Here is a 25761-nt window from a genome sequence, read left to right as displayed (position 1 = left end):
CGCGGGCAACAGATTCTGTCAATGGAACATACTAAACACATGGAAATTACAAAAGACGAATACGATCCCGACGCTGCGGAACAACTCTGGGAACTGGAGCCAAAAGACTCGGATGAGCACATCGAGCAGTTGCCAGTCTGGTGGTCTGAAGCCATCGAAGAGTTCCAGGAACACGACCTTCCTGCCTATCAGCCACCGCGGTTCGCCGATGATGTCATCACACCTCCAGTTGTCGACCAGTTACAATCGGAGTACGATGCCGAAATTCGCTTCATGGGCGTTGGTGTCGAATACCGCGATTCTTGGGGTGTCTACATTGATGACGAACAGATATTCACCGTCGACCGTGAACGCGAACCCGCAGGATACACCCGCTATCAGGTGACGAGCGATGCGTTCGAACAAAACGTTCGAAACCACTTTGCAGACACAGGAGATGAAACTACGTGAGTCCGGTACATCCAAATCGTAACCGGCCAGAGAACTGTATCGCGTTCTCGAGTCATCCAACCCACATGAACGACTGGATGGGAGACAGTTCAGTCGCGGTCGAGTTTGAACCGAAACCCAGAGAGCAGACGAATGCCCACCAGAACCTGAACGTCGCTAATCATGAGTACTGATATCCCCCAAACCACGTCTCCGTCGCTCAGCGAACAGCTCGACGGCGAAATTGACTTCGGTGAGACCACACGCACCCTCTACTCGACAGATGCGAGTATCTATCAGCAACGACCTGCAGGTGTCGCTTTCCCTCGGAACCGCGAAGACATTCAGCGAGTTGTCGACTTCGCTCACCGACAGGGATCAAGTGTCATAGCCCGTGGTGCAGGCTCGAGCCTGACCGGCAATGCCATCGGTGAAGGGATCGTCCTGGACTGTTCGCAGTACATGGACCAGATCGTTGACGTCGATCCCGACGCGAAAACTGTGACCGTCCAGCCGGGTGTCGTTCTCGACGAGTTGAACGACTTCCTCGAGGAGGACGGTCTTTACCTCGCTCCCGATCCGTCGACCTCAAGTACGTGTACCATCGGCGGAATGATCGCCAACAACGCCGCTGGTCCGCACTCGGTCAAACACGGTACGACTCGAGAGTACGTTCAGCGACTCGAGTGTGTGCTTGCAGACGGGTCTCTCGTTAAGTTTTACCGGCGGGACGACGGGGAACTCGAAACGGTCTGTGAACACGACGAGCGGGTCGGGGAGGTCCATCGCGTGGTTCGCCAACTCGCACGCGAACACGCCGACGAAATCGAGACGCAGTATCCGGACGTCGATCGAAACTCCAGTGGGTACGATCTCGAAACGAGCGTCGCGCCGGACGGCTCGTGGGTCGACCTTTCGCAACTTGTCTCCGGGAGCGAGGGGACGCTTGCGATAATCACCGAAGCGACGTTACAGCTTATCGATCGTCCTGAGACGCGTGCTGTCTCGCTCGTGTTCTACGATGATCTGATCGCCGCTGCCGACGCTGTGACTACTGTGCTCGAGACGGATCCAAGTGCAGTGGAACTCATTGACGACGCCGTCCTCGGCTACGCTCGAGACGCCTGGGGGTTCGATATCGTGCCCGAAAGTGCTGAAGCCGCGCTCCTACTGGAAATCGAGACTACCCATACAAACCAGTGCGACGACCTCGAGACGGTTGTGTCGGCTGCCCGGACATCCGAAACGATCGACATCGAGCGTGCGTTCGACGAGGAGGAGATGGCCGATCTCTGGAAGGTGCGCAAAGCTTCCAATCCGCTTTTGAACCGACAACCTGGTGACGAACAGGCGCTGTCGTTCATCGAAGATGCGGCGGTCCCACCTGCCCGTCTCCCGACGTATCTCGAGCGCGTGGGTAATGTTCTCCGAGAGCACGACCTTCAAGCGAGCGTCTTCGGTCACGCTGGACAGGGAGTACTCCACATTAAACCGTTCCTGAATCTGAAGACGGAACATGACCGTGAACGACTCCGGTTCGTTTCGGAGAGCGTTCACGAGATCGTCCTTGAGGTCGGTGGCTCTGTTTCTGGGGAACACGGTGACGGACGGCTTCGCTCCGAGCATCTCCCAGAGATGTACGGTGACAAACTTTATAATGCGTTTCGTGAGATCAAACACGCCTTCGATCCCGACGACGTGTTCAATCCGACAAAGGTCGTCCCCGCTTCGGACGGCACTCTCGCGAAAGTCGACGAAAATCTGCGGTATGAAGGATACGACCCAGAAACCGTCGATACGGCGCTCGATTTCAGTGCAGAAGAGGGGTTTAGATCGCTTGTCGAGCAGTGCAACGGCTGCTCGAAGTGTCGCACGTCGGACGGCGGCGTTATGTGTCCGACCTTCCGTGGAACGGACGACGAGCTTGCCAGCACGCGAGGTCGGGCGAATATGCTCAGAGCAGCGATAAACGGTGATCTCAACGAAAAGACACTCACGAGCGATCACTTCCAAGAGGAAGTACTCGATCTGTGTATCTCCTGTAAAGCATGTGAAACTGAGTGTCCGACCGGCGTCGATATGGCCAAACTGAAAACGGAAGCGAAACACCAACAGCACCGGACGAACGGCGTTCCACTTCGCGCACGCCTGTTTGGGAACGTCCGTACGCTCAACCGTCTTGGGTCCAAGTTTTCGCCGATCGCAAACCGTCTCAAGGAATTTGGTCCTGGTCGTCGCATCGCCGAGGCTGTCTTGGGGATCGACCGACGACGGACGCTTCCAGATTTTGCAGCCGAACCGTTCCCCGACTGGTTCGCCGCTCACGAACCACATCCAAACGCTGGCGAGAACGGGACGGTCGCGCTCTTTCCGGACTGCTATATGGGATACAACCATACGGCAGTCGGCAAAGCGTCCGTTCACCTTCTCGAATCGCTCGGGTACGCAGTCGAAGTTCCGGACGTGGCCTGTTGTGGGCGAGCGCCGCTCTCGCAAGGGCTCATCGAGAAGGCTCGCGGCTATGCACGACAGAACGTCGAAACACTTGCCGAGTACGTCGAACGAGATGTGTCGATCATTGGCGTCGAACCATCCTGCGTGAGCGCGTTCAAAGAGTACGATGACTTACTCGAGGACACCATAAACATCCCTGAGACAACGGAAACGGTGCCTGCGTTCCTCGTAGATCGCATCCGCGCCGGCGAGATCGACTTCCCAGACAGCGGAGAGGCTACCGTCGCCTTCCACGGACATTGCCACTCGAAGGCAAAAGGCTGGAATAGTACCCCGATCGAATTGCTCCGTGAAGCCGGCTACGACGTCCAGCCGTTGGATACGACCTGTTGTGGGATGGCCGGTGCGTTCGGCTACGAGACCGAACACTACGAACTCTCGATGACGATCGGTGACGACCTTGAATCGAAAATCGACGCTGCCGAGGCTGATCTCATCGTCATAACCGGTGCCTCCTGCAACCAGCAGCTCGCAGACAGGGACATCGAGACACACCATCCCCTCGAGGTACTAGCAGCGTTACTTGAGCGGTCCAATAGCAACGACTGACATACTCGGCTCAGCGAGCAATACCATATCAACCCAACTCCAGATCGTTCGCCTCACCGATTCGTTTGGTAGTTATTCTACAGTGAATGGGTAGGCGACCGGTGCATTCTGTGTGGTACTAGAATCACTGTGGGCTGAATACTTCCATCTTCAGGCAGAAGATGAAGCAGACATGGTAGAAAATCGCAGCTGTTTAGGTTTATGCTCTGCGTTTCCAACTCCACCACTAAATTGATAGGTAATAATACTATATCGCAGGAGTCAGTCAAAACGGAAGAGATTCTAAACCGTTCTATAGAGTTAGTGAACGTCACATCCTTGGTGAATGTGTTGATGTGGTTCCTGCTTAACGCATGCAACTGACGATAGTACTGAATCTGCCAGCACTACGATTAATTCAGCAAAGCAAACAACACGGGAATCTCGACGCGAGTACAGGATGAGAGTAACAGCTAATTAGCATGGCCAGCAGTTCACCACAAAGGAATTACTGACATTCACGACTGGGAAATCGACATCGTAGAAGGTGCCGATGGCGGAGCACGATTTGAAATAACCAGTATCGAAATTGAGGAATGATGACAGGGGAGTTATGAATAACAAAACAAACACAGGATTGGTTCGTTAGGTCACTCTCCGATCCTATCTCGGTGACTACTGGTACCATCGTGGGTGTAGTTAGCATCCGATTCTCAGACGCAGACTATACGAGATGCACGCACTGTCTCTCGCACGAGTATTTGAATATCCCTCTCAACTCCACCACACCGTACTGCGCCAGATCGGTACCGACTGTCATTGTTCCCCCGTTGTTCAGTTTCCTCTGGAGCGACGGTCTCACCGCACCAGAAGCACTGATAGGAGTCACGGAACAGCGAAGGAATGCCGATGTCCTCTTGTATGTGCTCGCGGTCGACAGACTCGCAGTACCCGAGTTCGTCGGCCACGTAGGCGCGGCACTCGGGGTCACCCACGTAGTGATCTCTCACTGGTCCTCGCCCCCGTCAGTCGCGACGGACTGAGAGTCAACGAGTGATCGAACCCGTGGCGGCAGTTCGTCGAGCGGAACCCCGAACCGGCTGGGGTACTCCAGGGGATCTCTCGTATCCATATCTGTCCCGGCGGCGCTCCCTTCGCTCAGTCTGATCGCAGTGTCGCAGGTCGGACAGCGGTGTACGCGGTCGTCGCGATCACCGTAGGCGCGACGGAACTCCGGTGTGACGTGACTCTCGCACGTGAGACAACGCTGGTCGTTCTGTTGGGTATCCCAGCGCTGCATCAAAATTCACCCCCGGAAATCTCCACTCTAAAATTCGCAAGACTGCGGCGGGGTGCAACTTGGAGCAAGTTCCACTCAGTAATTTCGGGGGGTAGACCGAAACCGGATTCCGCCGGTCGCGGTGCTATTCCGTATTCGTACGTCGCTTTCCGCTTCTGCCACGGTTCGACCGGGAGAAAGGTCCGCCCTCCCCGATTGAACAGATGGAAGACGTTCCTGCTCGCCTCGCTTCGCTCGGCTGTGCGGGCCTGCGACTTCCGTGTTCAAATCGGCTCAGGATTCCCTTTTGTGACGACCAGCCGCTCGCTTCGCTCGCGTTTTGATCGTCACAAAAGTCCGCCCTCCCCGATTTGAACGGGGGGCAAGTCGATCTACAGTCGACTGCTCTACCAGTCTGAGCTAAGGGCGGGCACTCGAACATAGCAGACGAGACGGACATAAGGGTTATCATTCGATGGCTGTGTGACAGTCGTCCGACAAAGGCAAATATTCATAAGGACGGGCCTGAAATACGAGTCCAATCGAGACACTCATGAGCAAGATCACGTTCCGTGCCGACGACGAGCTCATCGACGAACTCGAGACGTTCGACGCGTCGAAAAGCGAGGTGATGCGAGACGCGCTTCGGACGTATCTCGAGGGCGGTTCGTCGGCTCAGTCCCAGGACACGATCACCCAGGCTGAGCCAGCACGGGAGGAGTCGGCTCGTGAGAGCATCGACGAGTTCGTTCGCGAGCGGGTCGACGAACTCCTTGACGAGCGACTCGCAGAGCGGAAACAGCGAGAGCCACAAGACGTAAACGTCACGGTGGCACTCGAGAACGCTCCGCAGACGCGTAAGACAGAGGACGTGAACGACGCCGTCGGAAATTCTGTCACACAGCCGCATCAATCTCGACGCCCGGGTCGGACGGAACCGAACTCGACGGACCAACAGTGTGGCCAGTGCGGCGAATCCATCTCGGGAGACCACGTTTACTGCCCGAACTGCGGCGAGAAAGCGTCTCACCGACTGTTCTGTGAGTGTGGCGATGAACTGCGATCGGACTGGGGTTTCTGTCCCGGTTGCGGGCGTCGGACGGCCGCGGCGGACGTCCTCGATTCGAACGGCCAGCACTCGAGAAATTCGTAATACGCGAATAGTCCCGTCCGACAAAACATTTATTACCTATGGGTAGCATTGCTATATGTGCGTAAGACGATCGTCTTACACGAGGGCCAAAATGCGTGAAACAGGCGTTTCACGCCGCTCTCCTGTGTAAGACAAAGCGTCTAACAGGGGCGCGCCGTCTTACCCAGAGGGAATACAACAATGGAGCGTGTGACACTGCGAATCCCGGAACAGCAGATCGACGAGGTCGAACAGCTGGTCGACTCGGGCGAGTTTCCGAACCGGAGCGAGGCAATCCGGTCGGCTGTCCGAGAAATGATTAACGAACAACAGAACGGTCGTCGCGACCAGACGGGCAAACGCGGCTGGGCGAAGGTGTAACGATGCAGGACATCGTACAGGACGCCCTCGATAACGCCGAAGCGGAAGCCCGTCAGATGGACGAATCGATGGACGACGACGAGTTCGGCGATCCGCGGATCGTGATCGTCGGCTGTGGCGGTGCTGGAAACAATACGATCAATCGGCTGTATAACATCGGCGTTGACGGCGCGGACACCGTCGCGATCAACACCGACAAACAGCACCTGAAGATGATCGAAGCCGACACGAAGATTCTCGTCGGCAAATCGCTCACCAACGGCCTCGGCGCTGGCGGCGACCCGTCGATGGGCGAACGAGCGACCGAAATGGCCCAGAGCACGATCAAAGAGGTCCTCGGTGACGCAGACCTCGTCTTCGTGACCGCTGGCATGGGCGGTGGCACCGGCACGGGTGCCGCCCCCGTCGTCTCGAAGATCGCGAAAGATCAGGGCGCTATCGTCGTCGGCATGGTTTCGACGCCGTTTAACGTCGAGCGCGCTCGGACGGTCAAAGCCGAGGAAGGTCTCGAGAAACTCCGCGATCAGGCCGACTCGATCATCGTCCTCGATAACAACCGACTGCTCGATTACGTCCCGAACCTCCCGATCGGTAAGGCCTTCTCGGTGATGGACCAGATCATCGCCGAAACGGTCAAGGGGATCTCGGAGACGATCACCCAGCCGAGCCTGATCAATCTGGACTACGCGGACATGTCCACGATCATGAACCAGGGCGGCGTCGCGGTGATGCTCGTCGGCGAGACCCAGGACAAGAACAAGACACAGGAAGTCGTCAGCGACGCGATGAACCACCCGCTGCTCGATGTCGACTATCGTGGTGCCTCCGGCGGCCTCGTTCACATTACCGGTGGACCGGACCTCACGCTGAAAGAGGCCGAAGGCATCGCGGATAACATCACCGAACGACTCGAGGCCAGCGCAAACGTCATCTGGGGCGCTCGTATCCAGGAGAACTACAAGGGCAAGGTTCGCGTCATGGCCATCATGACCGGCGTCCAGAGCGCACAGGTTCTCGGCCCGACGACCCAAAAACAGGCAGACAAATCCCGCCAGAGTATCGAAGGACTCAACGACGCCGATTTCGATGCGAGCAACAACGTCGAAGCGTCTCACCCCGGCACGCAGAGTGACGGCGGCAGAGACAAACTCGAGCAGAAAAACGGCGTCGACGTCATTCGGTAACCCGCCCTGTCAGATCCCGTGTTTCGAACGGACGGTCGATCCGTTCTTGTCGTGGCGCTCTCGAACTCGAGAACGGATTCGCGGTTACTTCGTTTCTACAACTAACAAAGCGATTTCTCGGGGCTTTACCTCGAGACACTTTCCCAGAACGTCCGCGTACGTTCCTAATCGAACTTAGAAACCTCGTCTACCAATGTGCTCAGGATCCGCTCGACGAATTAGCCACGGAAACGGGAGAACTCGCTCGACTCGTCGTCCAAGAACAAGGGCACGGCGTCTATCTCTACAAATCCGAGGGTGAAAACGCGATCGAAACCACGATTCAACCCGGCCAACGCGAATATCTGCACTGTACGTCACAGGGGAAAGCGATACTCGCACACCTATCCGAGTCTACGGTTCGCGACATCGTCGACGAACACGGACTTCCTGCCAGAACTGATAAAACGGTAACTGATCTCGAGACGCTCCTCGAGGAACTCGAGACGATTCGCGAGCGGGGTGTCGCCTTTAGTAGAAGCGAGGTGACCCGTGGGATGCGCTGTGTCGCCGCGCCCATTCATGCACCCGACAGTTCCATCGTTGCCGCGCTTGGGGTCTGTGGTCCGACGAGTCGGTTACAAGGCGATCGGTTTCAGGTCGAAATCCCCAAGACCGTCAGGAACGCGGCGAACATCGTCGAAATCAACATGCAGATGACGCAGAATCCGTAGGCTGCTACAACAAGCCACGGTGAAGAATGCGCCACTTCAGACGACGGAAGGGTTGTTTCACCTCAAAGGGATCGGAGAAAATCAGCCGTGACACCAGCTACTTCGGACTCCGCGCCGGTGAAGAAGTGATCGGCCTCGACGGGATGGACCGTGACCGGTGTCGAGTCGGGGTACGCATCCGCGATCTCAGTCGCTTCTTCTGGGGTGACGTTTCGATCTGACGCGTGCGGTAGCAGCAGGCTGGGGACGTCGATCTCCGGTACCCAGTCGACCGTTGCACACGCGCTCTCGGGTGACCGATAAGAGAGAAACGCCGCCGCGGTCATCGGAATGTATTCGATCTCCCCGCCGACCGGTCGCGGTAACGCGACGATTTCGTTCTCGCGGCCGGCGTCGACGAGTTCGCGCGCCTCGTCGACGAACGATTCGTACGCCTCGTCGGGGTTATCCGAAACAGCTTCGAAATACCCTCGAGTCGACTGCTCGCGGATGTCTGCAAACGGTGCGGCAAGGACGAGCCCGTCGACGGCATCGTCGTTTCGCAGCCCCTGATAGTAGGCGGCCTCAGTGGCTCCGAGACTTCGCCCCCAGAGCACGACGTCGTCGCATCCGCGTTCGGTGAGCCACTCGACGCCGCCACGAATGTCGTTGTCGATCTCGTCGAACTCGGACGTGACGTATCCTTTGCCGCTGTTTCGCTTGTTGATCGTGAGACACCGGGCTCCCGCCCGAGCGAGCGGATTCGCGACGGGCGAAATGCCAGCGCCGAGGGCAAATCCGCGGAGCCCGTGCAAAAAGAGGACGCCAACGCTTCGGCCGTCGAACGTCGAGACGTCGCTCGTCAGTTCGAACCCGTCGAACGCCGTTCCGTCATCGCTTTCGTAATTGATTCCACGGAGGGTGATGTCGTCGGGCGTCGGTTGCATAACTGGCATCGTAACGTTCGATATCTGTGGCGGGAAGACAATTATTCTATCGACTCGAGCCAACCACCATCTATCGGACGTATGCCATGAGCCGAGCCCCGATACCCGACAAAGGGTGACAAATGCGGGAGACAGCTACCAGATCCGTCGAGAGACGTATTCCGCCGTCGGATCGATTCGGATGTCGAGGACGACGTGTTCGTCGGCCTCGAGTGCGTCGGTCAGCGCGGGTCGAACTTCGCCCGGCTCGGTGACGCGGACGCCGCGAACGCCGAACGATTCAGCCATCGTCGCGATGTCGACCGTCGGAATGTCGGTTGCGATTTCAGCGTGGTTGTCCCGCCGTTGATAGTTCCAGATCATCCCGTACTTCCCGTCGTTGAAGACGATCGTGACCGCGTCGGTCCCTGTCTCGACGGCGGTCGCGAGTTCCATGTTGCACATCAAGAAGCCGCCGTCGCCGATGAGGTTGACGACCTGCCGATCGTCGTCGACCAGTTTTGCAGCGTTTCCTGCTGGAACCGGGAACCCCATCGAATCGTAGAGTCGGGAGTGCTGGAAGCTGTTCGTCTCGCGATACTCGAAGACGTCGTTTGGCCACGCACCGCCTGCGGCGCCCGCATCTCCGGTCAACAGAACGTCGTCGTCAGCTACCTCCCGAAGCTCGTCCATGATAACGAGCGGATGGACCGGCGTCTGCGAACGCACTTCCTCGAGATAGGCGGATACGTCCGTCTCGACGCGTTCGACCTCCTCTCGAACTGCCTGTCGATAGGCGGCGTCCGTCTCGCCCGCGCCGGACTCGAGTATCGTTCTGGCATCCTCGAGAGCTGGCCCAAGCTCCCCTGTAACGACTTCGGTTGCCGTCGACGCCGGGAATTCGTAAGGCAAGTCGTCGAGGTAGACGATTCGAACGTCGTCGCCAGTTCGGTCGCCGAGCACGGCCGCCTCGTGTGAGTTGGTCCGCACGCCGAGTGAGAGGACGGCGTCCGCGTTCGCCAGCGCGGTGCTGGCAGCCGGATGGTCCGACATTCCGACCGTTCCCGCGAAGAGCGGATGGTCGTTCGGGAACGAGTCGGGATAGTGTCGGGGACAGACGACGGGTGCGTCGAGCGACTCGGCGATGTCGATTGCCGTCTCCGCAGCGAACGCCCGCGAGACACCCTTACCCACGCAGAGACATCGTTTCTCGGCCGCCTGTACCGGCTCGAGCGCATCGGCGACGGTATCCGCGGACACGCTGAGGTCATCGTGTGATTCGTGGGCGGACACGGCGTCTGGAACCTCGATCTCGTTCTGGAGGATATCCTCGTCGACGCCGATAAACACGGGTCCGGGTCGGCCGCGTGTCGCGATGTCGAACGCTCGAGCGAGGGTCGTCTTCAGTCGACTCGGGTCGTGAACCTGTGTACTCCACTTCGTGGCAGGTTCGAACGCCTTCCGAAGGAAGTGCTGATCGTCGACGCCGTGAAGCGCCTCGGTGTGTTCGTCTTCCGGCAATACCGCGCTGATGAGGATCATCGGCGACGCGGCAGTGTACGCCTGTGCGACGCCTGTCAGCGCATTCGTGCCGCCGGGGCCAGCGACGGTAACCGCGACGCCGGGGTCGCCGGTGAGTCGACCGTAGGTGTCGGCCATCACTGCAGCGTTGTACTCGTGCCGGGCGCTGATCACGTCGCCGCCGCTTTCGTGAAGTCCATCCGCAATAGTCACAGTCTGGTTCCCGAGGAGAACATACGCTTGCGAAACGCCGTGTTCAGCAAGTACGGTTCCAACGACTTCGCCTCCAGTTGTCATACTACTTGTTGGCAAACGTGGCCTATTAAATTTGTCGTCACCCGCTGAACGAGTCGATCTCGGGGAAAATGGGTCTCGCAAAGAAGGCGTATGATCGTCACCTCCGCAGGTTTGCAACACGATCCCGTAAGCGAGCGGCTCTGTCGGGTACAGCAACCGTGTGTTACTCGACGAGATCGCCCTCGACCACGACCGGTTCTCCGTCAAGATAGACGCTACAGTTCTTCTGTGCGATATCGTAGTGGCAGTTTGTGTATCGGTCCTGATGCGTGTTCGGACCGGTACTCCAGAGCATGTTGCCCTCCCAGACGCGCCCTTCGCTCGCGCTCACGCCGGCTTCGTCCGGTTTCCGACCCTTGATCGCCATGTTGTAGAACGTCCCGTTCTCGTTGAGTCCCCAACCGAAGTGACTCGTCGCGAAGACATCCCTGTCGTCGTAGCTCTCCATGTGTCCGCGCATCAATTCGGCATCACCGCCGTCTCCCTTGATCTCTTCGATGAACCCGTCCTCGACGACGCATTCAATCGACGAGTCGATATAGTCGTTAAACGGCACGACGTTGTAGTCGCCGGCGGCGATGACGATCGTACCGTTTACGTTCGTCGGGTAGTTCGAGACCATGTTCTGGCCCCAGACATCCCACTTTCCGGGCTCGTCGACGAATCCGTAGGAGTCGAACGCGGTGCTCGGTTCGACTTCCATCGTGACATCTGTCCCGTACTCCGAAGTGATCCGCATCTCGTCGGTCGCCTCGAGCAGGTCACGATGAGCCTGAACTTTTTCTTTGACGGCCTGAGCTTCTTCCGGCTCCCAGGGCATCAGGCGACGGAGAACGAACGGTTCTCGTGCACCGACGCGAAGGATTCGAGTCCCGGCGTCGCGGATTTCGTCTCGTTCGGGCACGTGAATGAATCCCTCGAGAGTGAAATCGAAGACCATGTCCGCGGTTTTGCACGCTTCGACCGGGCCGCGGGGCAGCCGGAGGCTGCCCCCCTGTCCGGGCGAGATTTCGGCGCCGACGGAGTTGCGACCGTATTCGGGAATCTGTACTTCGAACGCTTCAGCGCCGATGTCCTGTGCCGCCGAGAAACTCGCGGCGACGTGTTCGCGATTGCTCTTGACGTCGGTAACGAGCGCGACTGATTCGTCCGCGGTTACCTGACAGTGTTCCATCTGCCGACGAAACATCGGCACTAATAGTCCAGCAGCTTCCATGGTACAATTCAACGTTCCGCTGAGACTATTTATACTTTGTGTACCTTTCGAGAGGTGTGCGACGAGTAGTCGATAAGCGACGATCCCGCTACAATTATTACCCTGCCATCGAGAGGTGGTGCTATGACGCGTTCGATCGCTATCTTTGGCTGTGGGACGATTGCAACCGAAATTGCGCGTGCGATCGCCGATGGAACGATACCAGCGACCCTCGATGTCATCTACGATCGCCACCCGGAGCAGATCGCAGCAACTCAAGACCAGTTCGACGACCGGTCCCAGCCGGTCGAAGCATCCGGTCCCGACGATCTGCTCGAGGCAGATTTGATCGTCGAGGCCGCGGGACAGACGGCCGTCGAGGAGATCGCGACCGATGCACTCGAGGCCGACCGCGACTGTCTTCTGCTGAGTATCGGTGCCTTAGCCGACGAAACGCTACGCGAAGAGATTGTCGACGCCGCACGGACGAGCAAGGGGCGGCTGTATGCTCCCTCTGGTGCGATCGCCGGGCTCGATAGTATCAAGGCGGCTGCCCTGACGGGCGAGCTGGAATCGGTGTCGTTGACGACAACGAAACCGCCCGCGGGTCTCGAGGGAGCACCCTACGTCGTCGACAACGACATCGACCTCTCGGCGATCGGTGAGCCGACAGTGATCTTCGAGGGACCGGCCACGGACGCCGCCGCCGCGTTTCCGTCGAACATCAACGTCGCCGTCGCACTCAGCCTCGCGGGTATCGGACCGGACGAAACGGCAGTCAAGATCATCGCCGATCCGGACGAGGAAAACAATGTCCATCGGATCTCCGCCGACGGCGGCAGCGGCGACATCGAGACGACGGTACGAAACGTCCCGTCACCCACGAACCCGAAGACGAGCTATCTGGCGGCGGTGTCCGCGATCGAAAAGCTGCGAAGCCTCGAGGCGTCGATCGACATCGGAACGTAACGAGATTTGATGGAATTCCCAGTCCAGATACTCTTCGCGCTCGCGACAGCCGCGGCGTTCGCCACCTCGTCAGTGCTCGTCCGGTTCGGTGTCGATCGCTCGAAGCCGATTGCGGCGATGTTCGCGACGGTCAGCGTCAACGTCGTCGTCCTGTGGACGATTAGCCTCGCGTTCTACGACGTGACCGTTCATCTGTGGGCGTGGCGATACTTCGTTCTCGCGGGCGTGTTTGCGCCGGTTCTCGGCCGGCTGTGTAATTACATCGGCATCCAGCGAGTCGGTGTGAACCTGACGCTGCCGATCAGCAACTCGAACCCGCTCGTCTCGATTGTCCTGGCCGTCTTCTTGCTCGGCGAAACGATGACTCGAGCGAGTGGTGTCGGTGCGCTCGCGACGATCGCGGGCGGTATCCTCCTCGCAACTTCGGGAAGAAACGACGACTCCGTCGGACCCGTTCGGTACCGGAATCTGTTGTTTCCGATAGGCGGCGCGGTCATCTACGGAAGCGTCCAGTTACTTCGGGACATCGGAATGGAACTCGTCTCAGCGCCAGCCGTGGGAGCCGCGGTTACTCTCACGACGTCGTGGTTCATCGCGTGTGTGTTCTTCGCCGTCTCCGGGAACCACAGAGAAGCGTTGTCGATCCCCCGGGACGACCTTCGGTACTTCGTACTTGCCGGACTCGCCTCGAGTATCGGACTTGTCTCACTCTATGCAGCGTTGGGTTCGGGAACGGTCGTGGTCGTGACGCCAATCTTGAACGCGACGCCATTGTTCGGCCTCGTCCTGACCTACAGCTTCTTGCGCGAGCGGGAACCGTTCACGCCACAGCTCGCGTTGGGAACGATACTCGTCGTCGCCGGCGTTGGGTTACTCGCGATTTCGTCTTAGCCTCGACGGAGGTGTCGCCGTGACAATAGTTCACCAACCGATACACTCAATACGCTTGGCTCTGGGTGTTAGTATATGGTCGTAGAAAATATGGGATTAGACCACGTTGCGATCAAAGTACGAGATATCGAGCGAACGATCGAGTTCTACACCGACGTCATGAACATGGAGGTCTCGGACCGAATCGGAGACTCGGTCGCGTTCTTACGCACGCCCGCAGTCTCCGAGGATGCGGACCACCACGAGATGAACATCACGCAGTACTCGGACGAGGAACTCGAGGCGCTCGAACAACGTGGAGAACTCGAACTTGACCTCCACGAGTTCAACGAGAAACTCCCCGAAGACGGTCCACCGATGCTGCCGACGACCGGTCCGATCTACCACATCGCGTTCGAAGTTCCCGACTACGAGGGCATCAAACGCGCGGCGGATGGGCTAGAGGAGCGCGGCCATCCGATTTATCGTGGCCCAGGTCGACATGGTCCTGGGAACAACATCTTCCTGTACTTCCCGGATCCAGATGGGTATCCGATCGAATTGACGGCGAAAATGGAAGAGGCCCCGGAAGATGGCGGACGTCCTGCCCAGCAGTGGCCACAGACACCTGAAACCTGGAACGTGTGGCACAACGCTGAACACTTGTAGACGGGCCCTGGAGATTTCTACTTTGGTTCATGTCTCCCCGCGAGAGCTATCACTCTGGCTTGTAGATGCTCGAGCGTTCGCGAGTATGGTAAGAGTCAATAGATCAATAGTACAGAGATCCAGTGTCTCGACCTTTATCGTTCCGATATAACAAACGGTCGTGGAAAACATCTTAGAATGGGGAAAACCTGTCAAATAACACCAGTAAACCAAATAAATATAGGTGAATCTGTAGATTAGCGGCTCAAACCTACATACTAAAATATAATCCCATGACATAGTTACTTATTATCTCTTCACACTCTTGTTGTGTGTATATTCATCAATCCCTCTTCCCCATATAAATAAGCGAATATATTCGCATCTATTCTCGCACGCTGGCAATCGGCTTGATGCTTGAAACGCATCTAGTGGTGAAAACGGTGTAGAGGTTCCACAAATGACCAAATATGATTGCGTGCAGACATGTTTAACGCACGTGAACTCGACAGCCACATCGGGGGTGTTCTAACCCGATGAGCGCAGACGACGAGTCGTTCCACCCGCTCGGACACGAGGCCGCCTACGAGGAAGCCAAGAAGAACGCCGGGGGTTTCGCCGAGATGCTGAAAAGCCTCGGCGGCGACGGCGAGGATAGCCGACGCGGCGTCATGAAGAAGATGGGTGCCGGTGCTGCCGTCGGTATCGGTGCGTGGGGAACCACGCAAGGCGGCGACGAACCCAGCGTCAGCGCGGCCGAAGCGGGCGGATCTGAAACCACCGAACAGGGTGATACCCAATGGGGTATGACGATCGATCTGGAGCGCTGTGACGGTTGTCTCTCCTGTGTCAAGGCTTGTGCTCAAGAGAACAACCTCGATCAGGGTGTCAACTGGATGTACGTCCTCCAGTACGAGGATGGCGGTCCGGACTCCAGCCGAAACCGACTCGTCCGACCGTGCCAACACTGTACCGACGCACCGTGTGAGAAGGTCTGTCCGACGACGGCTCGCCACACGCGAGACAAAGACGGCCTGGTTCTGACCGACTACGATGTCTGTATCGGCTGCCGATACTGTCAGGTCGCCTGCCCGTACGGCGTCAACTACTTCCAGTGGGACGAACCGGACATCTCCACCGAGCAGATCGAGGAGGCTCATTCCGATACGGAAGGTCACATGATGACCGACGAGCGAGGCCGTTGGGTTGACAGCCGCGCTCCCCGCGGAGTCATGAGCAAGTGTACCATGTGCCCGTCTCGTCAGGATGGCTTCAGTGGCGAGGAGAAGGTCGGTACGTCGGCTTGCGAAGAAATGTGCCCGCCTGACGCGATCCAGTTCGGCGACATGAAACGCGAGACCAGCGACCCACAGCGGTACATCGATAACCCGGCGCGGGGTCGCGCTCTCGTCGAAATGAACAGTAGTCTCCCTTCGACATCTGGCCTCGAGGAGAACCTCTCCGGCGCTGGCTCTGATCTCGAGTCCGTTCTCGAGGCATCTGAAGACCTCGACGAAGAGTTGCTCACCGTGATGAAGGCGGCAGAAATCGTCACCGAGAACTTCGGCGAGGACGACGCCGACTCCGTGCAGTACGAAGAGGCGATTCTCGAGGTCTTCGACGTACTCGCGAGCCACGGTCTCGACCTCGGTAGTCAGGAAGTCCTCGTCGAACTCGAACTCGCCAGCGAACCCGACGAGGACGAGGAGTTCGAGGGCGCCGACGAAGAGGCCGCACAGGAAGCGCTCGTCGACTACTCGGGGTCGCCGTCCTCAAACTTCAAGCTGCTCGAGGACATCGGAACTAACCCGAACGTCGTCTACTTCGGCAACGAACCCGGCCCGACCGCTCACCAGACTGAAACGCCGGTCGCCTACAGCGACATGGAAGCAGACCGTGCTGACGGCGGATCGATCCAACTCGTCGACAACCGCAAGGACGTCCTCGACGAGGGGACCGTCGGTGACTTCGGGGTGTCCCTATGAGCACCAAGACGCCCTCCGAAGAGGACATTCTTCGGCCGATCAACACGTTCACGAAGAAGTACGTCGCCCTGTACGCCGTCTCGGCGCTCGCACTCGGCGCGTTCCTCGTCGCGTGGGCGTATCAGCTTCAGCAGGGACTGATCGTCACCGGCCTCGGCGACTGGGGCTCCGGTGGCGGCTCCACCTGGGGGCTGTACATCGGCGCGTTCATCTGGTGGGTCGGGATCGCTCACGGCGGGATCATCCTCTCTGCCGCCGTTCGACTCCTCGGAATGGATCGGTATCTACCGGTCGCCCGCCTTGCGGAAATGCTGACCCTCGCCGGCCTCTCGGCCGCCGGGTTCTACATTCTGGTTCACATGGGTCGACCGGACCGGATGGTCACGAGCGTTCTCGGTCACTTCCACATCACGGTCAACAACTCGCCGCTCGTGTGGGACGTGACCGTCATCACGGCCTACTTCGTGATGACAGCGACCTATCTCGGACTCACGCTTCGATACGACGTCCACCGACTCCGCGATCAACTCCCCGATTATCTCGAGCCGGTCTACAAGATCATGACCATCGGGTACACGGAGAAAGAAGACGAGGTCATCGAACAGATGGTCTGGTGGCTCGCGCTGGCGGTCATCATCATGGCACCGCTCCTGCTACACGGCGGCGTTATCCCGTGGCTGTTCTCGGTGCTGCCGGCGATGCCCGCCTGGACCGGCGCGGTTCAGGGGCCGCAGTTCCTCACCATCGCACTGACCTCGGCGATTAGCGGCGTCATCCTCATCGCCTACGCCTTCCGTCGCGCGTACGATTGGGAACACATCTTCACCGACGACATCTTCCGCGGCCTGCTTCTCTGGCTCGGATTCTTCTGTCTGCTGTTCCTGTGGCTGCAGGTCCAGCAGGTGGTCAACGGCTCGTTCCTCGGCCCGACGAACAAGTCGGTCGCGACGGACGCGAAGATCGGACATCCGGTCTACCTGTTCTCGATGGGACTCGTCTCCGCGACGCTGGCGTACATCTTCGCCCAGGCGATTCGCCCGTCGCTGTTTAGCAAACCGCGAGCGATCGTCGCCGGTCTCGCGGTGCTGACCGGGACGTTCCTCGAGAAACTGCTGTTCGTCGTCGAGGGCTTCTTGCACCCGACCTTCGACATCTACGCGGCGACGCCGGGTGAGTACTTCCCGAGTATAATCGAGTGGCTCTCGCTCGTCGGTACCATCGGGATGGTCGTGTTGTTCTTCCTCTCGCTCTCGAAGATGGTGCCGGTCGTCGAACTCCACGCGATCGAGCATCTGAACGAGGACCACGCACACGAGGATACAACTGCGGCCACCGAGCAGGAGGTGAAAGCATGAGCCTCGCTTCGACGCTCCTGTATCACGGCTACGACGGAACCGGCGGATTCACCGGGTTCGTCAACGAGGGGACCTGGGTCATCTTCGCGCTGATCCTGGTTCCGATCTACGTGATGCTCATCGCTTGGTTCGTCGGCAAACCGCGCAACGTCAAATCGCAGGTGCTGGGCGTGACCTATCTCGTCGGCATCACGACGATGATGTGGGGCGGAATGTTCGTCCTCACGATGCTTATCGGCGTGCTCTTCTACGGCGGCATGCCCGAACCGATCAGTGCGCCCGGTCCGTAAGAAACGCCGATTCGTTTTTCGATTCTATCACCCCGGTATCCATCGTGTAGCCTCCGCTTTCGTTCTCAGTCCATCCCGCTGGACTACCCCGAACCAGTACACGTATCCCGCTCGATGCCCTCATTTCGTGTACCAGCCAGAGATACCATGAGTATTACAGAACACGAACTCAAGATCAAACTCGAGAGCGTCGAGGACCCGATGATCGGCGAGGGAATCGTCTCGCTCGGCCTCGTCAACGACCTCGAACTCGAGGACGGGACCGCGGACATCTCCCTCGCGTTCAACGCGCCGTACTCGCCGGCGGAGATGGACATCGGAAACGAGATCCGAGAGGTGCTCGCCGAGGAGGGTATCGAGGCGAACCTCTCGGCGGCCGTCAGCGGCGCGATGGGATTCGACGACGAGGTCTTGCCGGACGTCAGAAACGTCATCGCCGTCTCCTCGGGGAAAGGCGGGGTCGGCAAGACGACGGTCGCGGCCAACATCGCCGCCGGACTCGAGGACCGCGGCGCGATGGTCGGCATTCTCGACGCTGACATTCACGGTCCGAACATCCCCCGAATCCTGCCGGTCGAGAGCGAACCGGGCGTGATGCCGAACGAGGACCTCGTTCCGCCGCGTTCGGACGGCGTCCGCATCATGAGCATGGGATTCATGATGGAAGACGAGGACGACCCGGCGATCCTCCGGGGGCCGATGGTCAACAAGTTCATGATGAAGTTCCTCGAGGGCGTCGAGTGGGGGCGGCTCGATTACCTCATCGTCGACCTGCCGCCGGGGACCGGCGACGCCTCGCTGAACCTGCTGCAGTCGATGCCGGTCGACGGCGCGGTCGTCGTCACGACGCCACAGGAGATGGCGCTCGAGGACACACGAAAGGGGATCAACATGTTCCAGAAACACGACACGCCGATCGTCGGCATCGTCGAGAACATGAGTTCGTTCATCTGTCCGAGCTGTGAGGACGAACACGAACTGTTCGGCGATCAGGGCAAGGGCGTCGACAAGATCGTCGACGATTTCGATATCCCGATCCTCAACCGGATCCCGATGCATCCGGACTTCGGCGCCGACGGCGGCGAGGGAACGGTCGCGAAGAACGAAGACAGCGACGTCTACGACCGGATCGACGAACTCGTCGGCGCGACGGCCGATCGGATCGGCGAGATCAACAGACGGATGGTCGCCGACTATCGCGAGCAACAGCAAGCGAACGCGGTTCCGACCGACACCGAGAGCTGAACCGAACGATTTCGACTGCGACCGCCGATTTCGAGCCGCTGGCGGACCGGCTGTCAAGACGTATTCTCACTCGAGCAGCGATTCGACGTACTTCGTGACGTGGTCGTCCATGCGGCGTTTGTATCCCGCCTGTCTCGCGAGTCGGTCGAGCTCTCGAGCGATCAGACTCCCGTACTGGACGGCCTTTTTGTCCCTGTAAGCGACCGACTGTGGCAGATAGTCCGTTGCGACGGCTCGCAGCCCCTTCTTGCGTGTCTGGTCGTCAGCGAGGAGATCGTCAGGGAGTCGAAGCGCCGCGTCGACGACGGCATCGTGGAGCAACGGCGCGACGGGGTCGACGCCCGCGGCCGTAATCGCACACACGTCGCGGGGTAACTGAGCCGGAAGCGTCGCGATACTCTCGCGGACGGCACCGCGGACGGTTTCGGCCTCGACGCGGTGGTCGAGGCGGACGACCTTCTCATAGCCGCCGAACAGTTCGTCGGCACCCTGTCCGACCGCGAGTCGATCGAAGCCGTCCGCTGCGACTCGCTCGGCGACGAGAGACAGCCCCAGCGCGATCTGGACATCCATCGCGTTCGTCCGTCCGATTGCGCGGGCGACGGCGGGAACGGCGCGCTCGAGGTCGGCTGGCTCGAGTTCGACGACGGTGAGGTCTCGCCCCATCGCGGCCGCAGCCGTGCGGGCGGCGTCGACGTCGTGGCTGTCGGGAAAGCCGACGACGTAGAGCGGCGCATCGAGCAGTTCCGCAACCAGCGCGGAGTCGACGCCGCCCGAAAACGCGACGGCCGCGTCGTCGGTTTTCATCGTCGTGGTCGCCGTCTCGAGCGCCTGCGAGAGGGTCTCGAGCGCGGTTTCGTTATCGGCTTCGGGCGTTGGGTCGGGAAGCTCCCAGACTCGGTCCGGTTGCCAGTCGTCCGTCCCAGCGGCGACGGAGCCGGCCGGAAAGAGTTTGGGCGAACTGAGTTCGGTCGGATCGAACGCCCACTGCGGTGACTGATCGGGACTCGGATCGCCATCCGCGTGTGAATCTACGTTCCCGTCGACGAACAGCGGAACCCGTCCGAGGACGTCACGAACGAGCCGATCGTCGACCGTCCCGGCGAACCCGGCAGTTCCGGGAAGCGGGTTCCGATCGTCGAGGGCGGTTCGAACGGTCGCGGGGTCGGTACCGCGAAGCGTCATTGAAAGAGCGTGCCGAGGCCTTTTCGAACGCGACGTGTCACGCCGCCCGCGGCCTGTCGAAAGCTGATGTGCCAGGGAGTTCGCTTGCCCTCCACGGAGGTTTTCCCCTCGCTGATCCCCTCGAGGATCGCGTCGACGGTCCGCCGATCGGTGTCCACGCGGGTCACCGCCTGACCGACCATTTCGCTGATGTGGGCGTCGCTTCCCGCAGTCATCGGGAGGTCGTGAGACTCCGCGAAGCGTTCGGCCTGTCGATTGGCACGGCCGGTCAACAGTCGCGAGTTGTACACCTCGATCGCGTCGGCCTCGGCGAGATCCTCACGCGTGATTCGCGCCATCACGCCGTGGCGAGACTCCTGAAATGGGTGTGGAACTACCGCGATCCCGCCCTGTGAGCGAATCGCCTCGAGCGTCTCGCCGTAGGACAGTCCGGGCGGAACGGCTTGTTCGACCCCGAGCCCGAGAATATGGCCCGCCTTGCTCGAGATTTCGATGCCGGGGATGCCAAGCAGATCGTACTCCGACGCGCGGCGCGCGGCCTCGAGGCTCGCGTCGATTTCGTCGTGGTCCGTGATCGCGATCGCGTCGAGGCCCACGGCGGCGGCTTGCTCGAGGATGAGGTCGACCGGATCTCGACCGTCGTACGATAGCGACGAGTGGGTGTGAAGTTCGACCGACAGCACGCGTCGACCTTTAGCCCGACTGATCAAAAGCGCCTCGGTACGTCGTGGTGGCAGAGCGACGCTGTGACCGCGGGCAGTCGCCCGGAACTCGATGCGGTCACAGATGCCCGAACGATATCCACGAACGTGGATATGGAAATCCATTTACCGGGTCGCTTTCAACATGGGGATGAATGAGTCTTGCCGATTCGGACCGCGAACTCGTCGTCGAGGAACTGGGTCGCGATCCCACCCCGGCCGAGGCGGCGCTGTTCGAGAACCTCTGGAGTGAACACTGCGCGTATCGGTCCTCGAGACCGCTGCTCTCCGCGTTTGAGAGCGAGGGCGAACAGGTCGTCGTCGGGCCGGGCGACGACGCTGCGGTCGTTGAACTGCCGTCACACGGCGACGCGGGGACGAACAGCGACGACGAAACCGATCTCGAGGGCGAGAGCGAAGACGACGGTGACTCGACCTACATCACGATGGGGATCGAGAGCCACAATCACCCCTCATACGTCGATCCGTTCGACGGTGCGGCCACCGGTGTCGGCGGGATCGTCCGCGATACGCTCTCGATGGGGGCGTACCCGATCGCGCTGGCGGATTCGCTTTATTTCGGCGAGTTCGATCGCGAACACTCCCGGTACCTGTTCGACGGCGTGGTCGAAGGGATTAGCCACTACGGTAACTGCATCGGCGTTCCGACCGTCGCCGGTAGCGTCGACTTTCACGCGAAGTACGAGGGGAACCCGCTCGTCAACGTCGCCTGCGTCGGCTTGCTCGAGGCGGATCGACTCGTCACCGCGGAGGCCCAGCAACCGGGCAACAAACTGGTCCTCGTCGGGAACGCGACCGGTCGTGACGGTCTCGGCGGCGCGAGCTTCGCGAGTGAAGACCTGGCCGAAGACGCAGAGACCGAGGACAGACCCGCCGTGCAGGTGGGCGACCCCTACGCGGAAAAACTGCTCATCGAGGCCAACGAGGTCCTGATCGAGGAGCACCTGATCGAATCCGCGCGCGATCTGGGCGCCGCCGGACTCGGCGGTGCCTCGAGCGAACTTGTTGCCAAAGGCGGTCTCGGCGCGCGAATCGACCTCGATCGCGTCCACCAGCGCGAACCGAACATGAACGCGCTCGAGATCCTCCTCGCCGAGTCCCAAGAGCGGATGTGTTACGAGGTCGAACCCGAAAACGTCGATCGCGTGGCCGAAATCGCCGAGCGGTTCGATCTCGGCTGTTCGGTCATCGGCGAGGTCACCGACGGCAACTACGTCTGTACCTTCGAGGGGAGCGAGGCGCGACGCGCCTCGGATGACTCGAGCGGCGACGAGGGGGAGCCGCGAGAGCGCGAAACCGTCGTCGACGTCGACGCGTCCTTCCTGGGCGACGGCGCGCCGATGAACGATCTGCCCGCCGAGGATCCGCCGCGACCGAACGTCGACCGCCCGACGACAGAACTCGAGAAGGCGTTCGAATCGGTGGTCTCAAGTCCGAACACGGCGTCGAAACGCTGGGTTTACCGGCAGTACGACCACGAGGTCGGCGTTCGAACGAGCGTCCCGCCGGGCGACGACGCGGCGGTGATGGCCATCAGAGAGTGTGAGACCGGACTTGCGATCTCCTCGGGTGCCGCGCCGAACTGGACCGAGGCGGCCCCGCTCGAGGGGGCGAAGGCCATCGCGCTCGAGAACGCGACGAACCTCGCGGCGAAGGGCGCGACCCCGCTCGCCGCCGTCGACTGTCTCAACGGCGGCAACCCGGAGAAACCCGACGTGTACGGCGGATTCACCCGAATCGTCGACGGCCTCGCAGAGATGTGTTCTGCGCTTTCGATCCCCGTCGTCGGCGGGAACGTCTCGCTGTACAACGATTCGGTCGCCGGACCGATTCCGCCGACGCCGACACTCGCCGTCGTCGGCACGAAAGCTGGCTACGACGCGCCGCCACTCGAGGCCGCCCCCGAGGGCGAACTGCTGCTCGTCGGCGACCTCGCGATGGCGTCGGATTCCTACCGCCTCGGCGGGTCCGAGTACCTCGCCCAGTTCTCCGGCAGCGACCGGTTCCCGGCGCTTCCGGAGTCGCCCGCGGCGTTCGTCGACGCGCTCGCCGAAATCGCCGACGACGAGACGACCCGTGCCGTCCACGACGTGAGCCACGGCGGGCTCGCGGTCTCTCTCGCCGAGATGGCTTCGACAGAAGTCGGCCTCGAGGTCGCACTTCCGGGCGAGGACCCGATCGGAGCGCTGTTCCACGAACAGCCCGGACGCGCCCTTGTACAGACCACCGATCCGGACGGCCTCCGTGCGGCCGTCCCCGACGAGACGCCGGTCGTCTCGATCGGGACGCCCACCGACGACGGCGTCGTTCGGATCGAAACCGGCGAACAAACCCTCGAGGTCGGTGCAGAGAGCGTTCGGGAGCTCCGAAACACGATCGAACGAGAACTCGAGTGACGACGCCGGCATCGGCAAAACAGGAGCGTATTTTTCGGTGCGTTGTAACGGGGTACGAGCGTCGCTCAGTCGTCGTCGAAGGTCGTTATGTCGCGGAATTCGATTCGGGTTCCCTCACCGCTGTCGGTCGTTTCGACGGTGATCGTCCAATCGTGCGCCTCGGCGATGACTCGAGCCAGTACTAGCCCCAGTCCGGGAAGCGTGAGATCTTCCGGTCCGACCGGGTCGAGAAGCCGATCCCGCGGACCGCTCGAACCGGTTTCGGCGTCGTCGGCGACGAAAAACCCGCGCACTGAATCTGAATCCTCGTCGGCGTCGATCGCTCCCATTCTGACGGTTGTTTCGGCAGTCGAACGGGCTGCAACGTCGTCGAAGACCGACTCGAGGAGGCGACCGAACCGATCGTCGTCGGCTCTGAGCGTCGCGTCCGTCTCGATCTCGAGATTCATCGGATCGAGTTCGGACCGCTCGAGCGCGTCCTCGGCGGCCGTTCGTAGATCGATCAGCGTGCGCATTCCGACGCTGCGGGAGTTGCGCGCGAACTCGCGAACGTCGTCAACCAACTGCTCGGTTCGACCGAGCGTCGCTTCGACCGACTCGTCGGGAACCGAGATCGAGACGCCCGATGCTTCCGCTCGTTCGATCTCGAGGGCGTCGGAAATCGTTCGAATCTGTTCTTTGATGTCGTTCGAGAGGACGTTCGCGACGGCCTCGAGCCGTTCGGTCTGTCGCTCGAGTTGCTCCGTTCGTTCGCGAAGCAGTTGGTCCTGTTCGGCGCGATCGAGCGCGACGGTCGTGTTTTCGACGAGCGTCGAGACGAGGTCGAGATCGGACTCGTCGAACCGATTCGGCTCGAACGATCCAGTCATGAGAACGCCGTGAGTGCCGACGGGGGCGATTATCTCCGATTGAAGCGGTGTAGCGGGATTGTATAGGTCTTCGACTTCGTTCAGATCGTCGTAGTACTCCAGTTCGCCGGACTCGTAGACGTCCCAGGCGAGCCCTTCGCCGGGCCGAAAGCGCGGCAGTCCGCCGAACTCGTCGTGGGCTTTCGCCGTTCCGGCGACGGGATCGAGATACCCCTGCGTATCGTCGAGCAGCCAGATTCCGCTGATCGGCAACTCGAGGAGGTCGCTGCCTGCGTGGACGGCGATCGAGCAGATTTCGTCGGGGTCTTCGGACTGGAACAACCATCGGGTGAGTTCGTGTAACGATTCGATGATCTGGTCGTGGGCCCGCTGTTTGGTCACGTCGCGGATAATCCCTGCAACGTTCGCCCGTTCGTCTTCGATCGGGACGAGTCGAAGTTCGCAGATGCGCTCGTTTCCGTGTAGATCGGTAAACGGGACCTCGAGTTCACGGAAGTCCGCGGCGCCGATAGCGACGTCGTCGATCGATCGGCCGATCTCGAGTGCGTGTTCGTCGTCGATCGAGGCCAACTCCGGGAGCGTATCGACGTGTTCGCCGAGTAACGCCGACCGGTCGATCCGGAAGTTGGCCTCGACCGCTTCGTTGACCGAGACGATCCGATTGCCGTTGTCGAGGACGATGACGCCGTCGCGGATCGATTCGACGACGGCGGCGTTCTGTGCGAGTTTGGTCTCCCGGTCTTTCCGCTCGGTGATGTCCCGCATGAAGACGGAGAGTCCGTCTTCCGACGGGTACGCGCGCGCCTCGAACCAGGTTTCCAGTCGGGTGTGATAGACCTCGAACGAGACGGGGATCTGCTCGTCCATCGCGCGGTAGAACCCGTCGGGGAACTGGGTCTCGATCGTCCGCGGTAACTCGTCCCACATGACGCGGCCAATGAGCTCGCCTCGAGAGCGCTTGAGAAGTGCCTGGGCTCGTTCGTTGATATACGTGAACCGAAACCCGGAATCGAGCGCGAAAAACGCGTCGGTGACGCGGTCGACGGGCGGAATCGATTTACTCGCCACAGTCGACCACCGGTAGACGTCGTGATGACCCGCTGGTATTCGTCGCTCGATCACTCGACGCGCACCCATTTAGCAGGTTTT

The 25761-nt window shown here is 60.2% G+C and carries 21 protein-coding genes and 1 tRNA gene; 14 read left to right on the top strand and 8 right to left on the bottom strand.

The genetic code is table 11. The features are described from left to right. Window positions 1-39: 39 nt before the first annotated feature. On the top strand, window positions 40-450 hold the full coding sequence (locus EL22_RS03870; protein ID WP_050050237.1) for a hypothetical protein: 411 nt from the start codon (window positions 40-42) through the stop codon (window positions 448-450). Between the two features lie 162 nt (window positions 451-612). After that, window positions 613-3492 (top strand): FAD-binding and (Fe-S)-binding domain-containing protein, encoded by a 2880-nt coding sequence (locus EL22_RS03865; protein ID WP_082146655.1) that lies wholly within the window; start codon window positions 613-615, stop codon window positions 3490-3492. A gap of 985 nt (window positions 3493-4477) precedes the next feature. Here EL22_RS03865 and EL22_RS03860 read toward each other — a convergent pair. Beyond that, a complete protein-coding gene (locus tag EL22_RS03860) occupies window positions 4478-4771 on the bottom strand; it encodes a hypothetical protein (RefSeq protein ID WP_050050236.1) in 294 nt (97 codons plus the stop codon). 335 nt (window positions 4772-5106) lie between these two features. Further along, window positions 5107-5180: transfer RNA gene (locus EL22_RS03855), tRNA-Tyr, on the bottom strand. A gap of 123 nt (window positions 5181-5303) precedes the next feature. Between EL22_RS03855 and EL22_RS03850 the strand changes: the two genes are divergently transcribed. The 4 genes from EL22_RS03850 (at window position 5304) to EL22_RS19120 (ending at window position 8160) form a co-directional block, all read left to right on the top strand. Further along, a complete protein-coding gene (locus EL22_RS03850) occupies window positions 5304-5903 on the top strand; it encodes a zinc ribbon domain-containing protein (RefSeq protein WP_050050235.1) in 600 nt (199 codons plus the stop codon). 180 nt (window positions 5904-6083) lie between these two features. After that, window positions 6084-6263: a ribbon-helix-helix domain-containing protein gene (locus EL22_RS03845; protein WP_049953285.1), complete on the top strand. Its 180-nt coding sequence runs from the start codon at window positions 6084-6086 to the stop codon at window positions 6261-6263. Between the two features lie 2 nt (window positions 6264-6265). Further along, a complete protein-coding gene (gene ftsZ, locus EL22_RS03840) occupies window positions 6266-7447 on the top strand; it encodes a cell division protein FtsZ (protein ID WP_050050234.1) in 1182 nt (393 codons plus the stop codon). Between the two features lie 38 nt (window positions 7448-7485). Continuing rightward, a complete protein-coding gene (locus EL22_RS19120; RefSeq protein ID WP_082146654.1) occupies window positions 7486-8160 on the top strand; it encodes an IclR family transcriptional regulator in 675 nt (224 codons plus the stop codon). Window positions 8161-8222: 62 nt separating this feature from the next. Here the strand turns inward: EL22_RS19120 and EL22_RS03835 are convergent, their stop codons facing one another. The 3 genes from EL22_RS03835 to EL22_RS03825 all read right to left on the bottom strand — a co-directional run bounded on the left by EL22_RS03835 (window position 8223) and on the right by EL22_RS03825 (window position 12099). Next, a complete protein-coding gene (locus tag EL22_RS03835) occupies window positions 8223-9095 on the bottom strand; it encodes a S9 family peptidase (RefSeq protein ID WP_231587871.1) in 873 nt (290 codons plus the stop codon). A 126-nt stretch (window positions 9096-9221) separates the two neighbouring features. After that, window positions 9222-10883: a thiamine pyrophosphate-binding protein gene (locus EL22_RS03830; RefSeq protein ID WP_050050232.1), complete on the bottom strand. Its 1662-nt coding sequence runs from the start codon at window positions 10881-10883 to the stop codon at window positions 9222-9224. Between the two features lie 163 nt (window positions 10884-11046). Further along, the gene (locus EL22_RS03825) at window positions 11047-12099 is read right to left on the bottom strand and encodes a hypothetical protein (protein ID WP_231587870.1); all 1053 of its coding nucleotides are present in this window, start codon (window positions 12097-12099) and stop codon (window positions 11047-11049) included. Between the two features lie 123 nt (window positions 12100-12222). On the opposite strand from EL22_RS03825, the gene EL22_RS03820 reads away from it, so the two are divergent. From EL22_RS03820 to EL22_RS03790, 7 genes are all read left to right on the top strand, one after another. Beyond that, window positions 12223-13047, top strand: coding sequence for an aspartate dehydrogenase (locus tag EL22_RS03820; RefSeq protein WP_050050230.1), 825 nt, complete (start codon window positions 12223-12225; stop codon window positions 13045-13047). 9 nt (window positions 13048-13056) lie between these two features. Next, entirely contained in the window at window positions 13057-13938 is an 882-nt protein-coding gene (locus EL22_RS03815) for a DMT family transporter (RefSeq protein WP_050050229.1), read from the top strand. A gap of 90 nt (window positions 13939-14028) precedes the next feature. Then, window positions 14029-14586, top strand: coding sequence for a VOC family protein (locus tag EL22_RS03810; protein WP_231587869.1), 558 nt, complete (start codon window positions 14029-14031; stop codon window positions 14584-14586). A gap of 515 nt (window positions 14587-15101) precedes the next feature. Beyond that, window positions 15102-16550: a 4Fe-4S dicluster domain-containing protein gene (locus tag EL22_RS03805; RefSeq protein WP_082146652.1), complete on the top strand. Its 1449-nt coding sequence runs from the start codon at window positions 15102-15104 to the stop codon at window positions 16548-16550. Beyond that, window positions 16547-17905 (top strand): NrfD/PsrC family molybdoenzyme membrane anchor subunit, encoded by a 1359-nt coding sequence (gene nrfD, locus EL22_RS03800; protein WP_050050227.1) that lies wholly within the window; start codon window positions 16547-16549, stop codon window positions 17903-17905. The genes EL22_RS03805 and nrfD overlap by 4 nt, the downstream gene beginning before the upstream one ends. Then, the gene (locus EL22_RS03795) at window positions 17902-18195 is read left to right on the top strand and encodes a hypothetical protein (protein ID WP_050050226.1); all 294 of its coding nucleotides are present in this window, start codon (window positions 17902-17904) and stop codon (window positions 18193-18195) included. Before nrfD ends, EL22_RS03795 begins: the two co-directional genes overlap by 4 nt. A 147-nt stretch (window positions 18196-18342) precedes the next feature. Further along, window positions 18343-19440: a P-loop NTPase gene (locus EL22_RS03790; RefSeq protein ID WP_050050225.1), complete on the top strand. Its 1098-nt coding sequence runs from the start codon at window positions 18343-18345 to the stop codon at window positions 19438-19440. Between the two features lie 66 nt (window positions 19441-19506). Here EL22_RS03790 and EL22_RS03785 read toward each other — a convergent pair whose 3' ends face one another. Together EL22_RS03785 and EL22_RS03780 are read right to left on the bottom strand one after the other, a co-directional pair. Then, window positions 19507-20625: an asparagine synthase C-terminal domain-containing protein gene (locus tag EL22_RS03785; protein ID WP_050050224.1), complete on the bottom strand. Its 1119-nt coding sequence runs from the start codon at window positions 20623-20625 to the stop codon at window positions 19507-19509. Beyond that, on the bottom strand, window positions 20622-21308 hold the full coding sequence (locus tag EL22_RS03780) for a PHP domain-containing protein (protein WP_050050223.1): 687 nt from the start codon (window positions 21306-21308) through the stop codon (window positions 20622-20624). The genes EL22_RS03785 and EL22_RS03780 overlap by 4 nt, the downstream gene beginning before the upstream one ends. Before the next feature lie 173 nt (window positions 21309-21481). Between EL22_RS03780 and purL the strand changes: the two genes are divergently transcribed. Then, window positions 21482-23743 (top strand): phosphoribosylformylglycinamidine synthase subunit PurL, encoded by a 2262-nt coding sequence (gene purL / locus EL22_RS03775; RefSeq protein WP_050050222.1) that lies wholly within the window; start codon window positions 21482-21484, stop codon window positions 23741-23743. 65 nt (window positions 23744-23808) lie between these two features. On the opposite strand, the gene EL22_RS03770 is transcribed toward purL, so the two are convergent. Next, window positions 23809-25680, bottom strand: coding sequence for a PAS domain-containing sensor histidine kinase (locus EL22_RS03770; RefSeq protein ID WP_050050504.1), 1872 nt, complete (start codon window positions 25678-25680; stop codon window positions 23809-23811). Window positions 25681-25761 lie beyond the last annotated feature (81 nt).

The organism is Halostagnicola sp. A56 (genome assembly GCF_000691505.1).
In the GTDB taxonomy this organism is placed as follows: domain Archaea; phylum Halobacteriota; class Halobacteria; order Halobacteriales; family Natrialbaceae; genus Halostagnicola.
Note: the sequence above shows the minus strand (reverse complement) of the source record. Positions and strands in the feature narration are given on the sequence as shown.

What these genes read in the sequence shown, in the direction of transcription:
- EL22_RS03870 (WP_050050237.1), top strand. Translation starts at nt 40, where the DNA reads ATGGAAATTACAAAAGACGAATACGATCCCGACGCTGCGGAACAACTC.
- EL22_RS03865 (WP_082146655.1), top strand. Translation starts at nt 613, where the DNA reads ATGAGTACTGATATCCCCCAAACCACGTCTCCGTCGCTCAGCGAACAG.
- EL22_RS03860 (WP_050050236.1), bottom strand. Translation starts at nt 4,771, where the DNA reads ATGCAGCGCTGGGATACCCAACAGAACGACCAGCGTTGTCTCACGTGC.
- EL22_RS03850 (WP_050050235.1), top strand. Translation starts at nt 5,304, where the DNA reads ATGAGCAAGATCACGTTCCGTGCCGACGACGAGCTCATCGACGAACTC.
- EL22_RS03845 (WP_049953285.1), top strand. Translation starts at nt 6,084, where the DNA reads ATGGAGCGTGTGACACTGCGAATCCCGGAACAGCAGATCGACGAGGTC.
- ftsZ (WP_050050234.1), top strand. Translation starts at nt 6,266, where the DNA reads ATGCAGGACATCGTACAGGACGCCCTCGATAACGCCGAAGCGGAAGCC.
- EL22_RS03835 (WP_231587871.1), bottom strand. Translation starts at nt 9,095, where the DNA reads ATGCCAGTTATGCAACCGACGCCCGACGACATCACCCTCCGTGGAATC.
- EL22_RS03830 (WP_050050232.1), bottom strand. Translation starts at nt 10,883, where the DNA reads ATGACAACTGGAGGCGAAGTCGTTGGAACCGTACTTGCTGAACACGGC.
- EL22_RS03825 (WP_231587870.1), bottom strand. Translation starts at nt 12,099, where the DNA reads ATGGAAGCTGCTGGACTATTAGTGCCGATGTTTCGTCGGCAGATGGAA.
- EL22_RS03820 (WP_050050230.1), top strand. Translation starts at nt 12,223, where the DNA reads ATGACGCGTTCGATCGCTATCTTTGGCTGTGGGACGATTGCAACCGAA.
- EL22_RS03815 (WP_050050229.1), top strand. Translation starts at nt 13,057, where the DNA reads ATGGAATTCCCAGTCCAGATACTCTTCGCGCTCGCGACAGCCGCGGCG.
- EL22_RS03810 (WP_231587869.1), top strand. Translation starts at nt 14,029, where the DNA reads ATGGGATTAGACCACGTTGCGATCAAAGTACGAGATATCGAGCGAACG.
- EL22_RS03805 (WP_082146652.1), top strand. Translation starts at nt 15,102, where the DNA reads ATGAGCGCAGACGACGAGTCGTTCCACCCGCTCGGACACGAGGCCGCC.
- nrfD (WP_050050227.1), top strand. Translation starts at nt 16,547, where the DNA reads ATGAGCACCAAGACGCCCTCCGAAGAGGACATTCTTCGGCCGATCAAC.
- EL22_RS03795 (WP_050050226.1), top strand. Translation starts at nt 17,902, where the DNA reads ATGAGCCTCGCTTCGACGCTCCTGTATCACGGCTACGACGGAACCGGC.
- EL22_RS03790 (WP_050050225.1), top strand. Translation starts at nt 18,343, where the DNA reads ATGAGTATTACAGAACACGAACTCAAGATCAAACTCGAGAGCGTCGAG.
- EL22_RS03785 (WP_050050224.1), bottom strand. Translation starts at nt 20,625, where the DNA reads ATGACGCTTCGCGGTACCGACCCCGCGACCGTTCGAACCGCCCTCGAC.
- purL (WP_050050222.1), top strand. Translation starts at nt 21,482, where the DNA reads ATGAGTCTTGCCGATTCGGACCGCGAACTCGTCGTCGAGGAACTGGGT.